Source organism: Duganella sp. 1411, from assembly GCF_017833525.1.
Taxonomy (GTDB): Bacteria; Pseudomonadota; Gammaproteobacteria; order Burkholderiales; family Burkholderiaceae_D; genus Rugamonas.
Genome location: NZ_JAFICD010000008.1, coordinates 1 through 17919 on the forward strand (window position 1 = coordinate 1; position 17919 = coordinate 17919).

16 protein-coding genes are annotated in these 17919 nt (G+C 64.6%); 9 read left to right on the plus strand and 7 right to left on the minus strand.

Annotated features, from left to right (window positions below; translation table 11 throughout):
• Positions 1-356: 356 nt before the first annotated feature.
• Positions 357-623, minus strand: coding sequence for a hypothetical protein (locus JOD97_RS28180; protein WP_209725910.1), 267 nt, complete (start codon positions 621-623; stop codon positions 357-359).
• Between the two features lie 291 nt (positions 624-914).
• On the opposite strand from JOD97_RS28180, the gene JOD97_RS28185 reads away from it, so the two are divergent.
• The 8 genes from JOD97_RS28185 (at position 915) to JOD97_RS32845 (ending at position 9139) form a co-directional block, all read left to right on the plus strand.
• Positions 915-1808 carry a BadF/BadG/BcrA/BcrD ATPase family protein gene (locus tag JOD97_RS28185; protein WP_209725912.1) on the plus strand — a complete coding sequence of 298 codons (894 nt, stop codon included), beginning with the start codon at positions 915-917 and terminating at the stop codon, positions 1806-1808.
• Positions 1809-1868: 60 nt separating this feature from the next.
• The gene (locus JOD97_RS28190) at positions 1869-2546 is read left to right on the plus strand and encodes a GntR family transcriptional regulator (RefSeq protein WP_229264805.1); all 678 of its coding nucleotides are present in this window, start codon (positions 1869-1871) and stop codon (positions 2544-2546) included.
• Complete coding sequence (gene nagA, locus JOD97_RS28195) at positions 2543-3640, plus strand: N-acetylglucosamine-6-phosphate deacetylase (RefSeq protein WP_209725916.1); 1098 nt, start codon at positions 2543-2545, stop codon at positions 3638-3640. Before JOD97_RS28190 ends, nagA begins: the two co-directional genes overlap by 4 nt.
• Positions 3641-3645: 5 nt before the next feature.
• Positions 3646-4659 carry an SIS domain-containing protein gene (locus tag JOD97_RS28200; RefSeq protein ID WP_209726307.1) on the plus strand — a complete coding sequence of 338 codons (1014 nt, stop codon included), beginning with the start codon at positions 3646-3648 and terminating at the stop codon, positions 4657-4659.
• 124 nt (positions 4660-4783) lie between these two features.
• Positions 4784-6277 carry a glycoside hydrolase family 3 protein gene (locus JOD97_RS28205; RefSeq protein ID WP_209725918.1) on the plus strand — a complete coding sequence of 498 codons (1494 nt, stop codon included), beginning with the start codon at positions 4784-4786 and terminating at the stop codon, positions 6275-6277.
• 22 nt (positions 6278-6299) lie between these two features.
• Positions 6300-7607, plus strand: coding sequence for an MFS transporter (locus JOD97_RS28210; protein WP_209725920.1), 1308 nt, complete (start codon positions 6300-6302; stop codon positions 7605-7607).
• Between the two features lie 227 nt (positions 7608-7834).
• Positions 7835-8362: a hypothetical protein gene (locus tag JOD97_RS32840; protein WP_229264786.1), complete on the plus strand. Its 528-nt coding sequence runs from the start codon at positions 7835-7837 to the stop codon at positions 8360-8362.
• A 36-nt stretch (positions 8363-8398) separates the two neighbouring features.
• Complete coding sequence (locus JOD97_RS32845; protein ID WP_229264787.1) at positions 8399-9139, plus strand: hypothetical protein; 741 nt, start codon at positions 8399-8401, stop codon at positions 9137-9139.
• A 60-nt stretch (positions 9140-9199) separates the two neighbouring features.
• Here the strand turns inward: JOD97_RS32845 and JOD97_RS28220 are convergent, their stop codons facing one another.
• The 4 genes from JOD97_RS28220 to JOD97_RS28235 form a co-directional block, all read right to left on the minus strand.
• Positions 9200-9913 carry a hypothetical protein gene (locus JOD97_RS28220; RefSeq protein WP_209725922.1) on the minus strand — a complete coding sequence of 238 codons (714 nt, stop codon included), beginning with the start codon at positions 9911-9913 and terminating at the stop codon, positions 9200-9202.
• 131 nt (positions 9914-10044) lie between these two features.
• Positions 10045-11325 (minus strand): glycoside hydrolase family 18 protein, encoded by a 1281-nt coding sequence (locus tag JOD97_RS28225; protein WP_209725924.1) that lies wholly within the window; start codon positions 11323-11325, stop codon positions 10045-10047.
• Positions 11326-11341: 16 nt separating this feature from the next.
• Positions 11342-12367 (minus strand): cupin-like domain-containing protein, encoded by a 1026-nt coding sequence (locus JOD97_RS28230; protein WP_209725926.1) that lies wholly within the window; start codon positions 12365-12367, stop codon positions 11342-11344.
• 53 nt (positions 12368-12420) lie between these two features.
• The gene (locus JOD97_RS28235) at positions 12421-15315 is read right to left on the minus strand and encodes a TonB-dependent receptor (RefSeq protein ID WP_229264788.1); all 2895 of its coding nucleotides are present in this window, start codon (positions 15313-15315) and stop codon (positions 12421-12423) included.
• 340 nt (positions 15316-15655) lie between these two features.
• Here JOD97_RS28235 and JOD97_RS28240 point away from each other — a divergent pair, with 340 nt between their 5' ends.
• On the plus strand, positions 15656-16390 hold the full coding sequence (locus tag JOD97_RS28240) for a GntR family transcriptional regulator (RefSeq protein ID WP_209725928.1): 735 nt from the start codon (positions 15656-15658) through the stop codon (positions 16388-16390).
• A gap of 119 nt (positions 16391-16509) precedes the next feature.
• Here JOD97_RS28240 and JOD97_RS28245 read toward each other — a convergent pair whose 3' ends face one another.
• Together JOD97_RS28245 and JOD97_RS28250 are read right to left on the minus strand one after the other, a co-directional pair.
• Positions 16510-17433: an NAD(P)/FAD-dependent oxidoreductase gene (locus JOD97_RS28245; RefSeq protein ID WP_209725930.1), complete on the minus strand. Its 924-nt coding sequence runs from the start codon at positions 17431-17433 to the stop codon at positions 16510-16512.
• Positions 17408-17872 (minus strand): Rrf2 family transcriptional regulator, encoded by a 465-nt coding sequence (locus JOD97_RS28250; protein WP_209725932.1) that lies wholly within the window; start codon positions 17870-17872, stop codon positions 17408-17410. The genes JOD97_RS28245 and JOD97_RS28250 overlap by 26 nt, the downstream gene beginning before the upstream one ends.
• Between the last annotated feature and the right edge of the window lie 47 nt (positions 17873-17919).

Sequence of the window (17919 nt, forward strand, 5' to 3'; positions counted from 1 at the left end):
TGTTCGCGTTGGCGCACAACCTGATGCGTACGGTGGCGCTCGCACCAATGCTGTTGAGCACGCCCCTGGCAAAAAACGCCTTCTAAAACCGCAGCACCGCACAATCCCTCCGCCTTACCCTCTCAAATGCCTTCCAAGGCATCTCCAAACAAGTAAAACAACTTTTCGCCGGTGTAAAACATCACCTGGCGGCAAATGCCATCGAGCCGGACATCGTCTACCGGACCAGGACAGGAAATCGAAAAATTCACAACCTCGTAGGGCGGATTAGCGTAGCGTAATCCGCCAAGCGCCGCCGACGGCTCATGGCGGATTACGGCGTTCCGCCTAATCCGCCCTACGTGGCACAAGTGCTTTTAGTCGAAGCAGAGGCGCTTCTTGGTGGCGGCAATTAACTTGTCGTCGTACGGATGCAGGTTCTCGATGAACAGCAGCTCCGTCTCGTCCGGCTCTTCCAGGCACATCTCGATCATCATCGGCCCATCTTCCATGCGGCCCAGAAAGTGCGAAGGCCAGCGGTTCTTGCGGTGCGTCTTCAACACTTCCATCCCCAGCTTGGCCAGCGGCGCCTTTACGCCGGCAGCCAACGCTTCGCGCTGCCAGTCGTCCCAATACTCAGTCATTGTCTTACCTTTAAATGTCTACCAAAGCGCTAGTGTACTCCCTGCAGCGCCCTCCCTACCAAAGCCAGACCAAAGTGGCATGCATCAACCATGCACCACCCCGCTCCGCCCGATTCGCCAATCCCTATTAAAAACAGGTAGTTACAAACACATATCAGCCCGACAACGCCAGTCCACTTCGATATTTTATAATACCAGTTAAATACCTGTTGACAAGCTGGTTTGCCAACCATATAGTGCCCTCACCACCCGGCCAGGCCGGATTCCCACCGATAGCGTTTTCGGATACACATGATCGAATTTTTACTCGGCGTCGACGGCGGCGGTAGCGGCACCAGGGTTCGCCTGGCGCGCGCCGACGGCGTCGAACTGGCAACCGGCACCAGCGGTCCCTCCGCCCTGTCGCACGGCATCGCCGGCGCCTGGGCCGCCGTCGACGACGCGGCCAGCAAAGCCTTCGACGCCGCCGGCCTGGCTTTCCCGTCCAAGTCGGCCATCGCCATCGGCCTGGGCATGGCCGGCGTGCACAATCGCCAGTGGGCGGCCGCGTTCGTCGCCGCCAATCCCGGCTACGCGCGCCTGGCGCTGGAGTCGGACGGCCATACCACCGTGCTCGGCGCGCACGCCGGCCAGCCTGGCGCCATCATCGCGCTGGGCACCGGCAGCGTCGGCGAGGTCAAACCGGCGCACGGCCCGCATATCGAAATGGGCGGCTGGGGCTTCCCCGCCGGCGACGAGGCCAGCGGCGCCTGGATGGGACTGCGCGCGGCCAACCATCTGCAGCAGGTGCTCGACGGCCGCATGCAGGCCAACGCCTTCGCCACCGATGTCGCCCAGGCCTGCGGCGCCGCGCAAGGCGCGAACGCCACCGAGGCGCGCGACGCGGTGCAGAACTGGCTGGCCAAAGCCACGCAGACCCAATACGCGCAGCTGGCGCGCGTGGTGCTGCGCCATGGCGAGTCCAATCCCACCGCGCGCGCCATCCTGCTCGACGCCGGCCGCGAGGTGGAGTTGATGGCCAACGCGCTCGATCCGAGCGGCGCGCTGCCGATCGCGTTGTGCGGCGGCCTCGGTGCGCCGTTGCGCCCCTACCTGCCGGCGGCGGTCCTGGCGCGCAGCGTGGCGCCGCAGGGCGATTCGGCGGCCGGCGCGCTGCGGCTGATCCAACAACGATTGAAGGAGTAGCCCGTGCTAGCCCAGTTGAGAGACTTCGAGCCGGACGCCGGCAGCGATACGCCGCTGTACATGCAGCTGGCGAACAAGCTGTCCGACGGTATCGTCAACGGCGAGTGGCGCGCCAACGAGGCCTTGCCCTCGGAGCGCGTGCTGTCGGAGATGCTCAATATCTCGCGCGTCACCGCCCGCAAGGCGATCGACATGCTGTGCGAACGCGGCATGCTGACCCGCAAGCGCGGCTCGGGCACCTACATCACGCCGAAACTGGAGCAGCCCTTGTCGCGCCTGACCAGCTTTTCGGAGGAGCTGCGCGAGCGCGGCTTCACCGCCGGCTCGCGCTGGCTGCAGCGCGACCTCGGCGTGGCCTCGCCGGTCGAGGTGCTGTCGCTCGGCCTTTCGCCCAACATGCCGGTGGCGCGCCTGAAGCGCCTGCGCACCGCCGACGATGTGGTGATGGCGATCGAGACGACCACCATCCCCGCCCAGTACATGCCCAATCCGCACAGCGTGACCGATTCGCTGTACGGCTATCTGGAATCGAAGGGCACGATTCCGATGCGCGCGCTGCAACATATCCGCGCCGTCAACGCCAGCGTGGAACAGGCGCGCCTGGCCAACATACCCACGGGTGCGGCGATGCTGCACATCACCCGCGTCAGTTATCTCGACAACGGCGCGGCGGTGGAACTGACCCACTCGTTTTGCCGAAGTGATTATTATGAATTCGTAGCGGAGTCGCGCAGATGAGCAGTGCAATCAAAGGTAACATCCTCACGTCGGCGGGCTGGGTCCACGGCGAGGTCACATTCGACGAACGCGTGGTCGCCATCACCGGCGGCGGCGTCGATCCGGCGCTCAATGCCGACGACTACATCATCCCCGGCTTCATCGACCTGCACGTGCACGGCGGCGGCGGCAAGGACGTGATGGAAGGCGGCGACGCGGTCCACACCATCGCCGCCATCCACGCCCGCCACGGCACCACCAGCATGCTGGCGACGACGATGACGGCGCCGCCCGAGGACATCGACATCGCGCTGGCCGGCATCGGCAACGCCGCCGCCCAACGCGGCAAAGGCGAGGCGCGCGTGCTCGGCGCCCACCTCGAAGGCCCATACATCAACTCCGGCAAGCTCGGTGCCCAGCCCAACTACGCGCGCTCGGCCAAGCTGGCCGATGTCGAACGCCTCGAAACGCTGGCGCCTTTGAAGCTGATCACCGTCGCGCCGGAAATCGAAGGCCACCTGGCGCTGGTCAAGGAACTGTCCGACGCCGGCATGCGGGTGCAGATCGGCCACACGCTGGGCTCCTACGAGGACGGCAAGGCGGCGCTGGAGAACGGCGCCCACGGCTTCACCCACCTGTTCAACGCCATGACCGGCCTGCACCACCGCGAGCCGGGCATGGTCGGCGCCGCGCTGGCGCACGCGCAGTACGCCGAGCTGATACCGGACCTGCTGCACGTGCACCCCGGCGCCATCAAGACCGCGCTGCGCTGCATTCCGCGCCTGTACTGCGTGACCGATTCCACCTCCGCCACCGGCATGCCGGACGGCGAATATATGCTGGGCCGCCAGGTCGTCATGAAGTGCATGGGCGGCGTGCGCCTGCCCGACGGCACGCTGGCCGGCAGCACCCTCACCATGGACCAGGCGCTGCGCAACCTGGTCGGACTCGGCCTCGATCTGGCGGACGCCTCGGCGCGGGTCTCGACGTATGCGGCCGATTATCTCGGCCTGCAGGAACGCGGCCGCGTGGCCCCGGGCGCCTACGCCGACCTGGTGGTGCTCGACCGTGACCTTAACCTCAAAGCCGTCTATATCGAAGGAGAATTGTTGTGACCTCAATGATGTTGAAAGAAGCCCTGTCCGCCGCTGATTGCGTGGCCCTGCAACTGGCCCACGACGGCGACCGTTACGCGGAGCTGGGCCGCAAATTGAGGAGCACCTCGTTCTCCACCGCGCTGACGATCGCGCGCGGTTCGTCGGACCACGCCTGCGCCTACGCGGCCTACCTGATCATGGCGCGCCTCGGACGCGTGGTCGCCTCGCTGCCGATGTCGCTGGTGACGTTGAACAAATCGCCGCTGATCACCCGCGACACGCTGGCGATCTCGATCTCGCAGTCCGGCCAAAGCCCGGACGTGGTCGAGCCGATCAAGTACTTCCGCGACGGCGGCGCCACCACCATCGCGCTGGTCAACGATATCGATTCGCCGCTGGCGCACGCCGCCGAATGGGCGATGCCGCTGCGCGCCGGCAAGGAGCAAAGCGTGGCCGCGACCAAGAGCTTCATCACCAGCCTGGTGGCCGGCGCCCGCCTGGTGGCCGCGTGGCAGAACGATCCGGAGCTGCTGGCCGGCCTGCAGGCGCTGCCCGACTCGCTGCGCGCGGCCACCACCGAGGACTGGTCGCCGGCGCTGGAGGTGCTGGCGCCGGCCCGCAACATCATGGTCGTCGGACGCGGCATCAGCTTCCCCGTCGCGCTGGAAGCCTCGCTGAAGTTCAAGGAAACCTCGGCGCTGCAGGCGGAGGCCTTCAGCGGCGCGGAAATCAAGCACGGTCCGATGGCGCTGATCGAAGAAGGCTACCCGCTGGTGATCTTCGCCACGCGCGGCCCGACGCAAGCCGGCCTGCTGCAGCTGGCGAGCGAGATGCGCGGACGCGGCGCGCGCGTGCTGCTGGCGGCACCGGCCGACGTGGCCGAGCGTGACCTGACCTTGCCGGTGGCGGCAACGCCGGACCTCGACCCGATCGTGGCGATCCAGACCTTCTACGTGATGGCGGCGAAACTGTCGGCGGCGCGCGGCATGGACCCGGACGCGCCGCGCCACCTGAGCAAAGTCACCAAAACCAATTGAGAACACGACGAGTGAGCCGCGCCGCCGCCCCAACCGCATGGGGTCGGACCCAGTGGGGTCCGACCCCGGTATGCCGCCGTGCGGGTTCAAGCAGGCATTATCGTGACATGAACGGAACCGCAAAATGACCCAAACCCACGACGAACTGCGCAAGATCGCCGGCCAACTGATCATGATCCGCTTCCCCGGCACGGTGCTGGACGCGGCCACCGCCGAATTCCTGAAGACGAACGGCATCCGCGCCGTCTGCCTTTTCCGCGGCAACATGACCGACTCCGAACAACTGGGCAAACTGACCGCCGACCTGCGCGCGGTCATGGGGCCGGAATCGCTGATCGGCATCGACCAGGAAGGCGGCGCCGTGGTGCGCTCGACCTGGGTGCCGGCGCCGCCGGCGGCCATGGGCCTGGGCGCGGCCGACGACACCGACCTGGCCTACCGCACCGGCGCCGCCGTGGCGCGCGCCGTCAAGGCCCTGGGCTTCAACTGGAACTTCGCGCCGGTGCTGGACCTGAATAACAATCCGCACAACCCGGTCATCGCCGAGCGTTCCTTCGGCGCCGAAGCCGGACGCGCCGCCGAACTGGCGATGGCGTGGATGGCCGGCAGCCATTCGGAAGGCGTGGCCTGCTGCGTCAAGCACTTCCCCGGACATGGCGACACCAACGTCGATTCGCACCGCGACCTGCCGACCGTGGACAAGCCTTTGGCGGAACTGGACCGCCTCGAACTGGCGCCGTTCCGCATCGCCTCCGGCGCCGCGCCGGCGATGATGACCGCGCACATCGTCTATCCGACCTTGGACCCGGACTATCCTGCCACGATGTCGCGCCGCATCCTCACCGGCCTGCTGCGCGACGAATGGAAGTACAAAGGCGTCGTCATCACCGACGGCATGGACATGCACGCCATCGCCGGCCGCTACGGCGTCGGCAACGCGGCCGTGCGGGCGCTGACCGCCGGCGCCGACATGGTCATGGCGCTCGGCACCCCGGAAACGCAGAACGAGACACTCGACTCCATCGCGGCGGCGCTGGCGAGCGGCGAACTGACTGTGGACGACGTGCGGCTGCGCCTCGAACGCCTGTCCGCGCTGGCGCTGGCCTATCCGTGCAAACCGCGCTCGTACAAGGAAGACGCCGCCGACCGCGAAGTGATGGCCGAAGGCTGGTGCCGCGCGCTGACGGCCTACGGCCAGCCACGCCGTCCGGCCAAGGGCGCGCATGTGCGCCTGGTGGTGCGCCAGGACGTCGTCAGCGACGGCGTGTCGGAAGCGGGCGTGCCGGCCGAAACGGTGGCCGCGTCGCTGCGCCGCCTGTACGACGTCGAACTGGTGACCTTCGCCGACGCCGAGCGCTTCGACTGGAGCGCCCTGCCCCGCGACGGCAGCTTCACGATACTGGCGTCGACCTCGCGCCTGCGCTACGGCGAGCATGCGCGCGCGACGTGGCGCCCGGACCTGCACCTGGCGCTGTGGAATCCGTACCAGGCGCTGGACATCCAGGCGCCCGCGCTGCTGACCTACGGCTTCGCCAAGCCGGCGCTGGACGCGGTCAACAGCTGGCTGCGCGGCGAGCGGGAAGCGACAGGCCGCGCGCCGGTGCCAGGCTTCGAATAATAAAAATCCGGGGACGACCTCAGTGGACCACAACCAGCCAAACATCCGCAACCCGAAGTTCTGGGTGCCCAGCCTCTATCTGGCGCAAGGCCTGCCGTTCTTCGCGGTGGCCATCGTCGCCAACCAGATGTTAAAGAGCATGGGCGTGCCCAACGACGAGCTCAATCACTGGACCGGCTTGATCGGCTTCGCCTGGGTGTTCAAGCCGTTGTGGAGTCCCTTCCTGGAACTGGCCAGCAGCAAAAAGCTGGTGGTCGTCGGTTTCCAGATCCTCGGCGGCGTATGCCTGGGCGGGGTCGCGCTGGCGCTGCACGCGCCGTTCTGGTTCGCCGCCTGCATGGCGATGCTCACGCTGGTCGCGATCTCCGCCGCCACCCACGATATCGCCTGCGACGGCTTGTACATCACCAGCCTCGATGAAAAAGGCCAGGCCCAATACGCCGGCTGGACCGGCACCTTCTTCAACGCCGGCAAATTCTTCACCACCGGCGGCCTGCTGCTGCTGGCCGGCCACTTCGAAAAGACGCTGGGCGTGGTCCCGGCGTGGACCATCTGCTTCTGCATCCTGGCCGCGCTGATGGTCGGCCTTGGCCTGTACAACAGCTGGGCGCTGCCGCTGGCGAAAAACGACATGAGCGCCGACACCAACGCCGCCGCCATCGCCCGCACGCTGTGGCAGGTGATCGTGGAGTTCTTCAGGAAGCCCGGCATCTGGATCTCGATCCTGTTCATCATTTTGTTCCGCGCCGGCGAGGCGCAGGTGCAGTCGATCGGCCCCCTGTTCCTGCGGGAGGCGCGCGCGCTGGGCGGACTGGGACTTTCCACCGCCGAAGTGGGCGCCGTCTACGGCACCGTGGGCACGGTCGCTTTCGTCGTCGGCAGCATCGCCGGCGGCTACTTCACCTCGTGGCTCAGCCTCAAACGCGCCATCCTGTGGCTGATCCTCGCGGTCAACCTGCCCAACGCCGCCTTCTATCTGCTGTCGCACTTCCAGCCGACCGACCTGACGGTGATCGGCGCGGCGCTCAGCGTCGAAATGTTCGGCTACGGCTTCGGCTTCGTCGGCCTGATCCTGTACATGATGCAGGTGGTCGCGCCGGGCAAATATCAGACCGCGCACTACGCCTTCGCCACCGGCATCATGCAGCTCGGTTTTGTCCTGTTCAAATTATTCAGCGGCGACATCCAGATCGCCCTCGGCTACCGCCATTTCTTCGTCTGGGTGATGCTGTGCGCGATCCCGGTCGCCGTCCTGTCGCAGATCATTCCGATGACCGCGCGCCCGCAGCGGGAAGCGGAAGCGGTGGCGCAGCCGGCCCATGCCGGGTAAGCGCTTGCGCGCCGGCGGCGCACACTTGAATTAAGCGCATCAACCATGATTTATGTAACAATACGTTGGTTTGACCGGCGCGCCCTTTTACTTCCCGGAAAGGGATCGTAGAATGTGCGGTTTGCCGGATTGCGCGCAGCGCGGCCCATAACACAACTCCAATAGCGACGGCATGGCGTTTCAGGTTCGGCGCCGGCCATCTCATGTCTTTGATTGAAGGATTAAACATGTCCCATTTTCGTCTCGCTCGTATTAGTCTGATCCTGGCCGCCATCGGTCTGAACGCGGTACCGGCCATGCTGGGTGTGACCGCCGCCCACGCGCAGGACAAGGAAAAAGAAAAAGCCGCCGCCGAAGCGCCGAAGGATGCGGTCCGTCCCGAAATCTACAAACTGATCGACCCGGCGCAAACCAAGCCTCTGCTCGACGCCAAGAACTTCCAGGAATACCAGACCCGCATCGACAGCGCCGCCGCCGCGCCGAACCTGACGCCTTACGAATCGTTTGTGCTGAACCAGATGCGCGTGCAACTGGGCCAGGCGAGCGGCAACAACGAACTGACCTTGAAGGCGCTGGAAGCGATGATCGATTCGGGCCGTCTGAAGCAGGAAGACAAACTGCGCTTCATCGACGCCGTCGGCGGCATCTACTACAGCTCCATCAAGGACTACGACAAGGCCATCACCTGGTTCAACCGCTACGGCACCGAATCGGGCGACACCGCCAAGCAGCGTCAATACATCGTGCGCTCGTAGTTCCTGAAGAACGACTTCGCCACCGCCAAGACCGAAGTGCTGAAGGATATCGACGCGGCGAAAAAAGCCGGCACCCCGCCGAGCAAGGACGAACTCAATTTGCTGGGTAACGTCGGCATCAAGCTGAAGGACACCGACCTGTATCTGCAGGCGATCGAAGAGCTGGTGCGCTACTACCCGTCGGAAGACTACTGGTTCGACCTGCTGAACCGCACCCGCGGCAAGAAGACCTACGCTCCACGCCTGGACCTGGACATGGCGCGCCTGAAGGCCGTCGCCGCGCCGTCGAAGATGGAGCCTGAGGACTACGTCGAACAGGCCGAATTGGCGGTGCTGGGCGGCTTCTTCACCGAAGGTAAAATCGCGATGGACAAGGCTTATCCGGGCGCCATCCCGGCGGGCAAAGACAAAGCCGCGATCCAGAAGATCCGCGACAACGCCAACAAGGGCGCCGCGGACGATGCCAAGAACATCGATTCCGGCGTCGCCGCCGCGCAGAAGTCGAAGGACGGCGTGGGCCTGGTCAACCTGGGTTACAACTTCATCACCCTGGGCCAGTTCGACAAGGGTATCGACTTGATGAAGCAAGGTATCGCCAAAGGCGTGTCGAAGAATCCTGAAGACGCCAAACTGCGCCTGGGTTACGCGCTGGCGCTGGCCGGCAAGAAGGATGAATCGGTCAAGCTGCTGGAAACGATCACCGGCAACGACGGCCGTGGCGATCTGGCGCGCTACTGGATCATGTATCAGAACAAACCTGCGGCAGCCGCCAAGTAAACGCGGCGCGATGTCAAAAATGCCGGCTTGAAGCCGGCATTTTTTTCGAGCTTTTTTAGCTTATCCCTGACGCTTGCGCAGCTTGAGGGTGGCGCCAACCATCAACAAACCAGCCGCCATCATCAGGTAGCTGTCCGCCTCCGGGACCGGAGCGGCAATCTGCGTGCCGAGATCGAATCGCAGCTTGTCGAGGGTGACCAGCGCATTCAGGTTGTTGTCGGTGCTGATTTCAGCGATGTTGATCAGGCCAAGCGTGTGGTAAAGGCCAGTGGCGCCGGCGACAGCATAGCCGCTGTAGGTGCCGGAGGTGTCGAAATTGCCCGTCGGGTTGACAACCGCCTCGGCGTGGCTATTGAAGCTGCTAAGATCGGTAGGATAAAACTGATGATCCACGCCGGAGGCGGTACCGGAGTACAAGAAGGTGCTGAGGCTGATTCTGGCATTGGCGTCCAGCGCGCCCACCGAGCTGCTGCTCGGCCATTGCATCGTTCCCTCGATACCGATCGTCATGCCCCCGTTCAATACATAGCCCGTGTGCGACGTCGCGTAGATCTGGAAATAGTCGCTACGGTAGGCGGTGGGATAGCCCGCTTGCGAATGCATGCTAATGTCGAATTCCACCAGGTTGCCAACCACCGTCGGCGCGCTATAGACCCTCGTGTCGTAGTAATAATCGACGTTGTCGCCGTGCACGACCGCGTACTCCGCATGGGCCGATACCGCCACCCAAAACAGCATGCAAAACGCGAGCAATCTTGCTGATACTCTATTCATAATTCCTCCAAAAAAGTTTAATCTTTCAACACGGCAAATGCCAGGGAATTATAAAGAGTATTTCCAAAAAAATATTATTAACTTTAATAAAACCTATTTAAGCAACACCTTGCAATTCGCGCCCCTCGCGTTCAACGTTTCATCGCCGACGACAGCGTTTGCAGCAGCTGATGCTCGCCGTCGGCGCTCAACTCCCAGAACATCGCTCCGCGCAGCTTCTTCGACTTGATGAAGCGCGCCTTCCCCTTCAGCGAGTCCTGGTCCTCGTACGTGATCCAGATCTTCTCCTTGGCGTTATACAGGTACGGCACCTTGGCCGAGGCGTTCCAATAGCGCCTGTAGCCGTTGCCGCCCTCGAACGCCGGCGTCAAGATCCCCTGCTTGAGCAGATGGCTGAAGCCATACGCGTTGCCGCCACCGGCGCCGCCGGTCGCGCCGCCTTCGCACAGCTGATACTGGCCATCGCCCGCCGGACCCGGCGCGCAATCCTTCCAGCCATACCCGTAAAACGGCACGCCCATCACCAGCTTGTCCGCCCCGATGCCGGCGTCGAGATAACGCTGCACCGACGCCTCCGCGTACAAGCCCTTGGACGCGACCGGATCTTTCGGATCCGCGCCCAGCGCCGCCAGGTGTCCCGTGCTTTTCTCCCACGGCGCGTGGTAGTCGTACGTCATGATGTTGATCCAGTCGAGGCTTTGCGCCAGCTCCTTGATCCAGGCGCTGCCCGCCGCGCCGTCATTGACGAAGTTGGCGTTGGCGCCCGACGCGATGGTGACGCTGTAATGCTTGCCGTCCTTCTTGCCAGCCGCGTCGAAGGCGGTGCGCAGCTCGCGCACCAGCTTGATGTAGTTCGGCTTGTCCTGCGGCCGCACACACACCCTGCCCGCCACGCACGGCACGCCGACGTCGGTCGGATATTCCCAGTCGATGTCGATGCCGTCCAAACCGAAACGGCGCATCAGCTTCACCGACGAGGCGACGAAATTGGCCCGCGCCGACGCCGAATCGGCGACATCCGAAAACCGGTTCGACCAATTCCAGCCCCCGACCGACACCACCACCTTGAACTTCGGATGCCGCTTCTTCAGCGCCACCAGCGCGCGCAGATTGGCGCCGTCCGAGACGGCGTCGCGGAACACCAGCGCGCCGTTGGCCGATGCCGGATCGCCGGCGGCGTCCTGGCATGGCGCCTCGTCATTGATGGACGGCTCGGGGTTGCCATGCTTGCCGTCCCAGCACACGTCGATAAACGCATACAGCGCCATGGTCAGCTTGCCGGCATCGACATTGGCCGCGGTGACGGGATAGTCCGCCGATTTCCAGCCGGGGTAATAGCCGACCACTTCGTCCGCCGTGGCGGTTGATGACAACAACGCTGCGATGACCGCTGCGCCGGCTGATAACTTCATGCTACCTCCAGTGTGATTATTTTTGCAGCTGCGCGATCAGCGCGTCCTTGAGGCGGCGCACCTCTTCGGGCGACATCGCCCCCAGCGCGCCGCGCCGCTGCCCGGGGATATGCTCCAACCGCTGTGGATCGGAATCGAATACATAATGCTCGAAGATCGCGCGCCAGGCCTGCAGCACCGACGGCTCCAGGTCCTTCATGTTCAACAGGCAGTGCATCAGCGCGTTCGACGGCGACATGCCGCGGTCATTGGCGGTGTGCGACCCACCCCACCAGTAATTGACCAGGATGTTCAGATGGCCGATCGATTCGACCTGGTGCCACCAGATGGCGGGAATGTAGATCGCGTCGCCCGGCTCCAGCTCGGCCACCTGCGCCGCCGCCAGCGCATCGCGGAAGCGCGGGTATTTGTCGAAGTCCGGTTGCGCGCGCGAGGCCATGCTGATCGGCGCGCCGGCCGGCGTGTAATCGAGCGGGCCGACATACAGATTGCCGACCTGCTCGGGCGGGAACAAGGTGAAGCGCCGCCGCCCGCTGACGCAAGCGGCGATATTGTGCGCCTCGTCGAAGTGCGCCGGCACCGTGATGTGATTGCCCAGCCAGATGCGCGGTTGCACCTCTGCCCCCAGCAACGGCAGCTGGTTCTCCGCCAAAAAGCCCGGCAGGCATTCGGCGACGACCGCGCTTTGCGCCGCCAGCGCGGGCGCGCGAGCGCCGGCCGGCAGGTAGCGCATCAGCTGATCGATGACGCTCGATAGCGGCAGGCGGTTGCGCACGAAGCTGAACGCGCTGACATCGTCGCTGTAGGTCACCAGCCCCTGCGCGGCGGGCGGCGTCATGATGGCGTTGACATCGGCGCCGCTGTCGAGGGATTTGAGATAGCCGCCGACCGCCTCGGGCGAGCGCAGCGCGTGCGCGACGACGGGCCAATCGCGCACCACGCCGCGCAGCACGGCGGGACGGTGCAGCGGCAGTATCTGCTCGTGGAAGACGCGGGCGTCGACGTCGCGCCACTCGGGTATCGGTTGCGGAGTTGGGTGCATCGGCACAGTATATCCGTATCGACCCGGCGTCCAAACGCCGGGTCGGATTCGGTTTAGTACTTGACGCGCATCGTCAGGAAGAACTGGCGGCCGTTCTTGTAGACCGAACGTGGCTGGTCTTCATTCAACGCGTAGTACTTCAGCTTGGGATCGTTCAGGTTACGCATATCCAGCGTGAAGCCGATCTTGTCGTTGAACTTGTAGCCCAGCGACGCGTTCAGATACCCCATGCCGACCTGGTTGAACTCCGTGCCGCGATCGAGGCCGACGTAGGAATCCGAACGATAGCTGTACGTCAGGCGGGCGTTGAAACGCTCGTCCTCGTAGAACGCGCTGGCGTTGTAGGTCTGCTTCGACGAGCCGAGCACCTTGGCGCCGCTGCTGTCGCTGGCGTTGGTGAAGGTGGCGTTGCCGTCGATGCCGAAGTAGCCGAACAGCGGCTGCTGGTACGACAGTTCGATGCCCTTGACCTTGCCCTTGCTGTTAATCGGCGAGGAGATCAGGTACTGCGCGTCGAAACCATTCGGATCGGTGATCTTGGTCGCCTCGGTGTAGGTGCGGTAGGTGCCCACTCGGGTGCCCTGGCCGATGTAATTGGTCAGGTTCATGTAGTAGACACTGGCCGACACCAGCGAACGCGGCGCGAAGTAGTACTCCAGCGAGGCGTCGAAGTTATTCGACGTGATCGGCTTCAGATCCGGATTGCCGCCCGAACCGGAACCGACACCGCCCTTGGTGGCCGGCGGCGTCAGGGTGAAGGTGCCAACCAGCGACGAGAAGTCCGGACGCGTCATGGTGCGCGACAGCGCGAAGCGGGCCACCAGGTCCTTGTTCAGTTCCAGGCGCAGGTTGGCGCTCGGCAGATAGTCGTTATAGGTGTGTTCGACGGTGGTCGGCTTGAAGATGCCGAACGCCGACGTGTAGACCACGCCCGGCTGGCCGGCCGGCGTATCGCCCGGCATGCCGACGTTGCTGACGGCGCGCTCCTTGGTCTGCACATAGCGCACGCCGACGTTGCCGCTCCAACCCTCGCCCTCGAAGTTACCCTGCACATAGGCGGCGCGGTTCTTTTCCTTCAGGTTGAACTCATTGCCGAAGTCCTCGCGCGTGCCATCGGTGGCGCGGTTGGCGTACAGCTTGGAGAACGCCGCCAACTGGTCGGCCGTGTAGCGGAAGATCCCGCGCGGGAAGGTGCCACCCAGGCCGCTGGCGTAATTCGACGGATACGATCCGGCCGCCGCCGGCCAGTTGGCCGGGTTGTACGGCGAGTTGGCGCCGTTGATGCAGCTGTACTGGCTAGGCAGCGGCGCCGCCCAGAAGAAGCCGGGACCGCCCGCCGCGTCGGTGCGGGTCGAGCAGGTCGGGCCCTGGCCGACCACGTTGTCCGAATAGCGGTCGTGGTTCGCGCCGCGCACGCCGAACTTGAGCAGCTTGAGCGGACCGGCTTCGAGCTGGAAGTCGCCGTCCAGCTGTGCCCATTTTTCCTTGTCGGTGACGGTGACATTCTGGTCGCCGAACATCCAGCTAAAACCGCTGGTGGCGTCGGTGCCGGGCGTCGCCGCCGGGTTGTTATTGAAGGAGAAGTCGGCCGCCGTGCCGGTGCCGTTCAACTTATACGACGCGCCGGTGCCGGTGGCGCCGTTCCACGCGATGACGTCCTGGGTCGGCGTCTTGCCCTCGCCCTTGGAGGTGCCGGCCTTGCCGTAGAAGGTCAGGTTCTCGGCGGCGCGCCATTTGCCGTCCAGCGCGAGGAACTTGGCGGTCGCCTCGGCGCCGGGACGCGAGATCTGGTCGTACTCGTTGTAGTTGGTGCCCGCCACCGGCGCGAAGTTCGCGCTCACCAGGGTCTTGACGCCGTTCTTGGTGGTGACCACATAGCCCGGCAGCGGCGCCTGGCCGCTGCCCTGGTTGATGATGGCGCCGCCGTTGAGCAGATAGTTGTCGTTGGTGTTGGAGGCCTTGAGGGTCGAGCTGAAACCGGTCAGGTCGAAGTTCAAGTCGCGGCTAGGCTTGAATTGCAGGTCGATCAAACCGCCACGGCGCTTGCGCTCCTGCTGGAACAGCGACGCGCCCAGGAAGCCGGGATAGTAGGCGTTGGCCAGATCGGGGTGGTCTTTCGCCATCTGGCTGGTGGGCAGGATTTTGTCGTAGGACAGCGCCTCCTGGCCGTCGCGGCGCAGGTGGCGCTCCTCCGAGAACACCTGCAGCAAGGCGCCAAAGGTCTTCTGCTCGTTCTTCCAGTTCATCAGGGCGCTGAATTGGGGATCGGTCTTCTTCGGCAGGTCGGCGTACACCGCGCCCAGCGACACTTCGCCGGTGAAGTTGTCCTTGAACTCGAGCGGCTTGCGGCTGATGATGTCGACCGAACCGGCCACGCCGCCCTCGACCAGGCTCGCCTCCGAGCTCTTATGCACGACCACCGAGCCGACCAGCTCCGACGGCACCAGCGTGTAGCTGACGCTGCGGCCGACCTGGGTGGTCTGGTTCAGGATGAACCAGTCGCCGGAAGCCACGTTGTGGCCGTTGAACAGCGTCTGGGTCAGGTTGGGGTTGGTGCCGCGCATCGACACGCGGTCGTTCTCGTCGAAGCCGCCCTCGCTGGCGCCGGCGTTGCTGACGTTGACGCCGGCCACGCGCTGCAGCGAGTCGGCGACGTTTTTATCGGGCATCTTGCCGATGTCTTCGGCCGTGATCACCTCCAGGTGCGACTCGGCGTTCTTCTTCTGGTTCAGCGACTGTTGCAGGGCCGCACGAATGCCCTGCACCTGGACGGTTTGCATTTCCTCGCCGTCCTTCTTGCCGGCATTGGCCGCCGGTTGCGCCTGAGCTTGGGCCTGGGCCGACCACGACATGCCCAGCACCATCAGACCGACCGCCGCCGCGATCGGCGTCAACTGCTCGACCGCGCCGCGCGGCATGTTCTTCTTACCTGGCAGATTCTCTTTCATTTACTCCCCCTTGATTGCGGCCTGTTTTTATTAGAAGGCCCGTGCTGTTTAACGTAGATCAGTTCCCCGGTCCATCGCCGCCGCGATGTCGTACAGATCCCTTTTTGCAACCTCATACAAACCAATTCAACGCCAATATACCTCAACGCCAATACCAGAATACTACCAATTACCATAATATTTTCATATGTTGTGCGAAGTACACATACCAATTCCCAGTTCTTTGCAGAGGAGCATCTATGAGAAGGTGTGGTCCAGAGTAAAACCAGTGCAATACCAGAACGGTGGTTCTTTTTGGTATTATCGAAACGGACACAGCACCGACGAGGGGGATGAACGGATGACATCGCTTGCGGAAATCATGCACGGCCAGGCCGGCGGCCAGCCGCTGTACCAGCGCCTGCAGCGGGCGCTGCGCACGGCCATCGACCAGCGGCTGTTCGGGCCGGAGCAAGCGCTGCCGGCCGAGCGCCAGCTTGCCGCCGATCTCGCGATCTCGCGCATCACGGTCAGGAAGGCCATCGACGGCCTGGTGGACGAAGGCTTGCTGGTGCGCCGGCCCGGCTCGGGGAACTTCATCAACACCCGGATCGAAAAGAACTTCGCCAAGCTGACATCGTTTTCGGAGGACATGCGGGCGCGCGGACGCACGCCGCGCAGCGTATGGCTCAAGCGGTCGGAGGGAACGGTCACGCCGGAGGAGGCGCTCAGGTTGCGGCTCGGTCCCGGGGCGGCGGTGTACCGGTTCCACCGCATCCGCTACGCCGACGATATCCCGATGTGTATCGAGCACGCGACCATCGTCGCGGCCTGCCTGCCATCGCTCGACGCGGTGCAGGTGTCGATGTACGAGGCGCTGGAGCACGCGCACAACCGGCCGGTGCGCGCGCTGCAGCGACTGAGCGCGCTGCTGCTCGACGAGGAACAGGCGGCGCTGCTGCAGGCGCGCGTCGGGGACGCCGGGTTGGCGGTGGAGCGTTTGGGTTTTTTACGGGACGGCCGCGCGGTGGAATTTTGCCGGTCGTATTTTCGCGGGGATCTGTACGATTTTGTGGCGGAGCTTAACGCGGCGTGAGCGTTGCGGTGGCGGCGGTTGAGCCGCTGGCGGAGCTTAGGGTCAATGCGATCATCCGTGGTGACACGTAGGGCGGATTAGCCGAAGGCGTAATCCGCCATCTGCGAGCCGCCACCAAATCAAGCCGCAGCCGCGGACGCCCCGAAGATCAGCGACTGATGCGCCGCCACGCCGGCCAGCGTGCCATCGGCGGCCGCCAGCGCCACACTGCCGGCCATGCGCGCGGCATCACCACACACGTACACGCCGGCGACGCTGGTCGCCTTCATCGCATCGGTGCGCACGTACATGCCCATCGGCCCCTGCTCCATCCCGCACCCCAGCTGCTCGGCCAGCGGACTGCCGCTATGGGTGCGGCTGACAACGAACAAGCCGGCCATCTCCAGCGAACGGCCATCGCGCAATTCAACCGTCGCATGGCCCGTGATGGCCTTGACCGGCGTGCGCTCGATCGCCACGCCGCGCCGCTCCAGCGACGCCAGTTGCTCCGCATCCGGCTCGAAGACGCCGTTAAGTATCAACGTCACCTGCCCCCAATCGGGCAGCATCATCGCGTGATGCATCGACAGCGGACCGGTGGCCAGCACGCCGATGCGCCCCTCCATCAACTCATAGCCATGGCAATAAGGACAGTGGAACACCGTGCCACCCCAGCGCTCGGCCAGGCCGGGCACCGGCGGCAGTTCGTCGACCACGCCGGTGGCCAGCACCAGCCGCTGCGCGTTGTAGACGGCGCCGTCATGCAGCGTCACGCGGAAGCCCTGCTCCAGGCGCTGCGCCTGGCGCGCCGAGCCCTCGATCCAGCGCACGGTCGGATACTTCATCAACTGCGCGCGGCCGTCGGCGGCGATGGCGGCCGCCTCCCGCCCATCTTGGCCGAGAAAGCCGTGTGAATGCTGGGCGTAGCGGTTGCGGCGCTGGCCGGCGTCGATCACCAGGATGCGGCGGCGGGCGCGCGCCAGCTGCATCGCCGCCGACAAGCCGGCATAGCTGCCGCCGACGACGATGACGTCGAACTCAGTGCCCGGATGTTGGGTGTGCATGGGAGGCTCCTTTGTGCTTGGCGAATTCGTCGTTGAAGCGGGCCGACAAATCGGCCAGCGTGACGTCCTTGAAACGCTCGATCAGCAAAGCCTCGGCCTCGTCGAAGGCGCTGGAGAGCGCGTCGTTGACGGCGCGCTCCACCAGGCATTCAGGTTGCTCGGTGCGGTTCCCCATCGCGAACACGGTGGGCGAGCCGACCGCCTCGTAGATATCGCGCAGGGTTACCTGGCGCAGGTCGCAGGTGATGCTCCAGCCGCCGCCGTGGCCCTTGTCGGAACCGACGTAGCCGCGCTCGCGCAGGCCGGCCAGCACGCGGCGCACCAGCACCGGGTTGGTGCCGAGGAAGCCGGCCAGCTCGTCCGAGGTGAACGGCCGGTCGGCGTGCGCCATGTGCAGCAGCACGTGCAGGATGGAAGATAGTTTGCTGTCTCGTCTCATGTAACTAATGATAGTACATGATCCGGGGTCAGGTCCACCATTTCTAC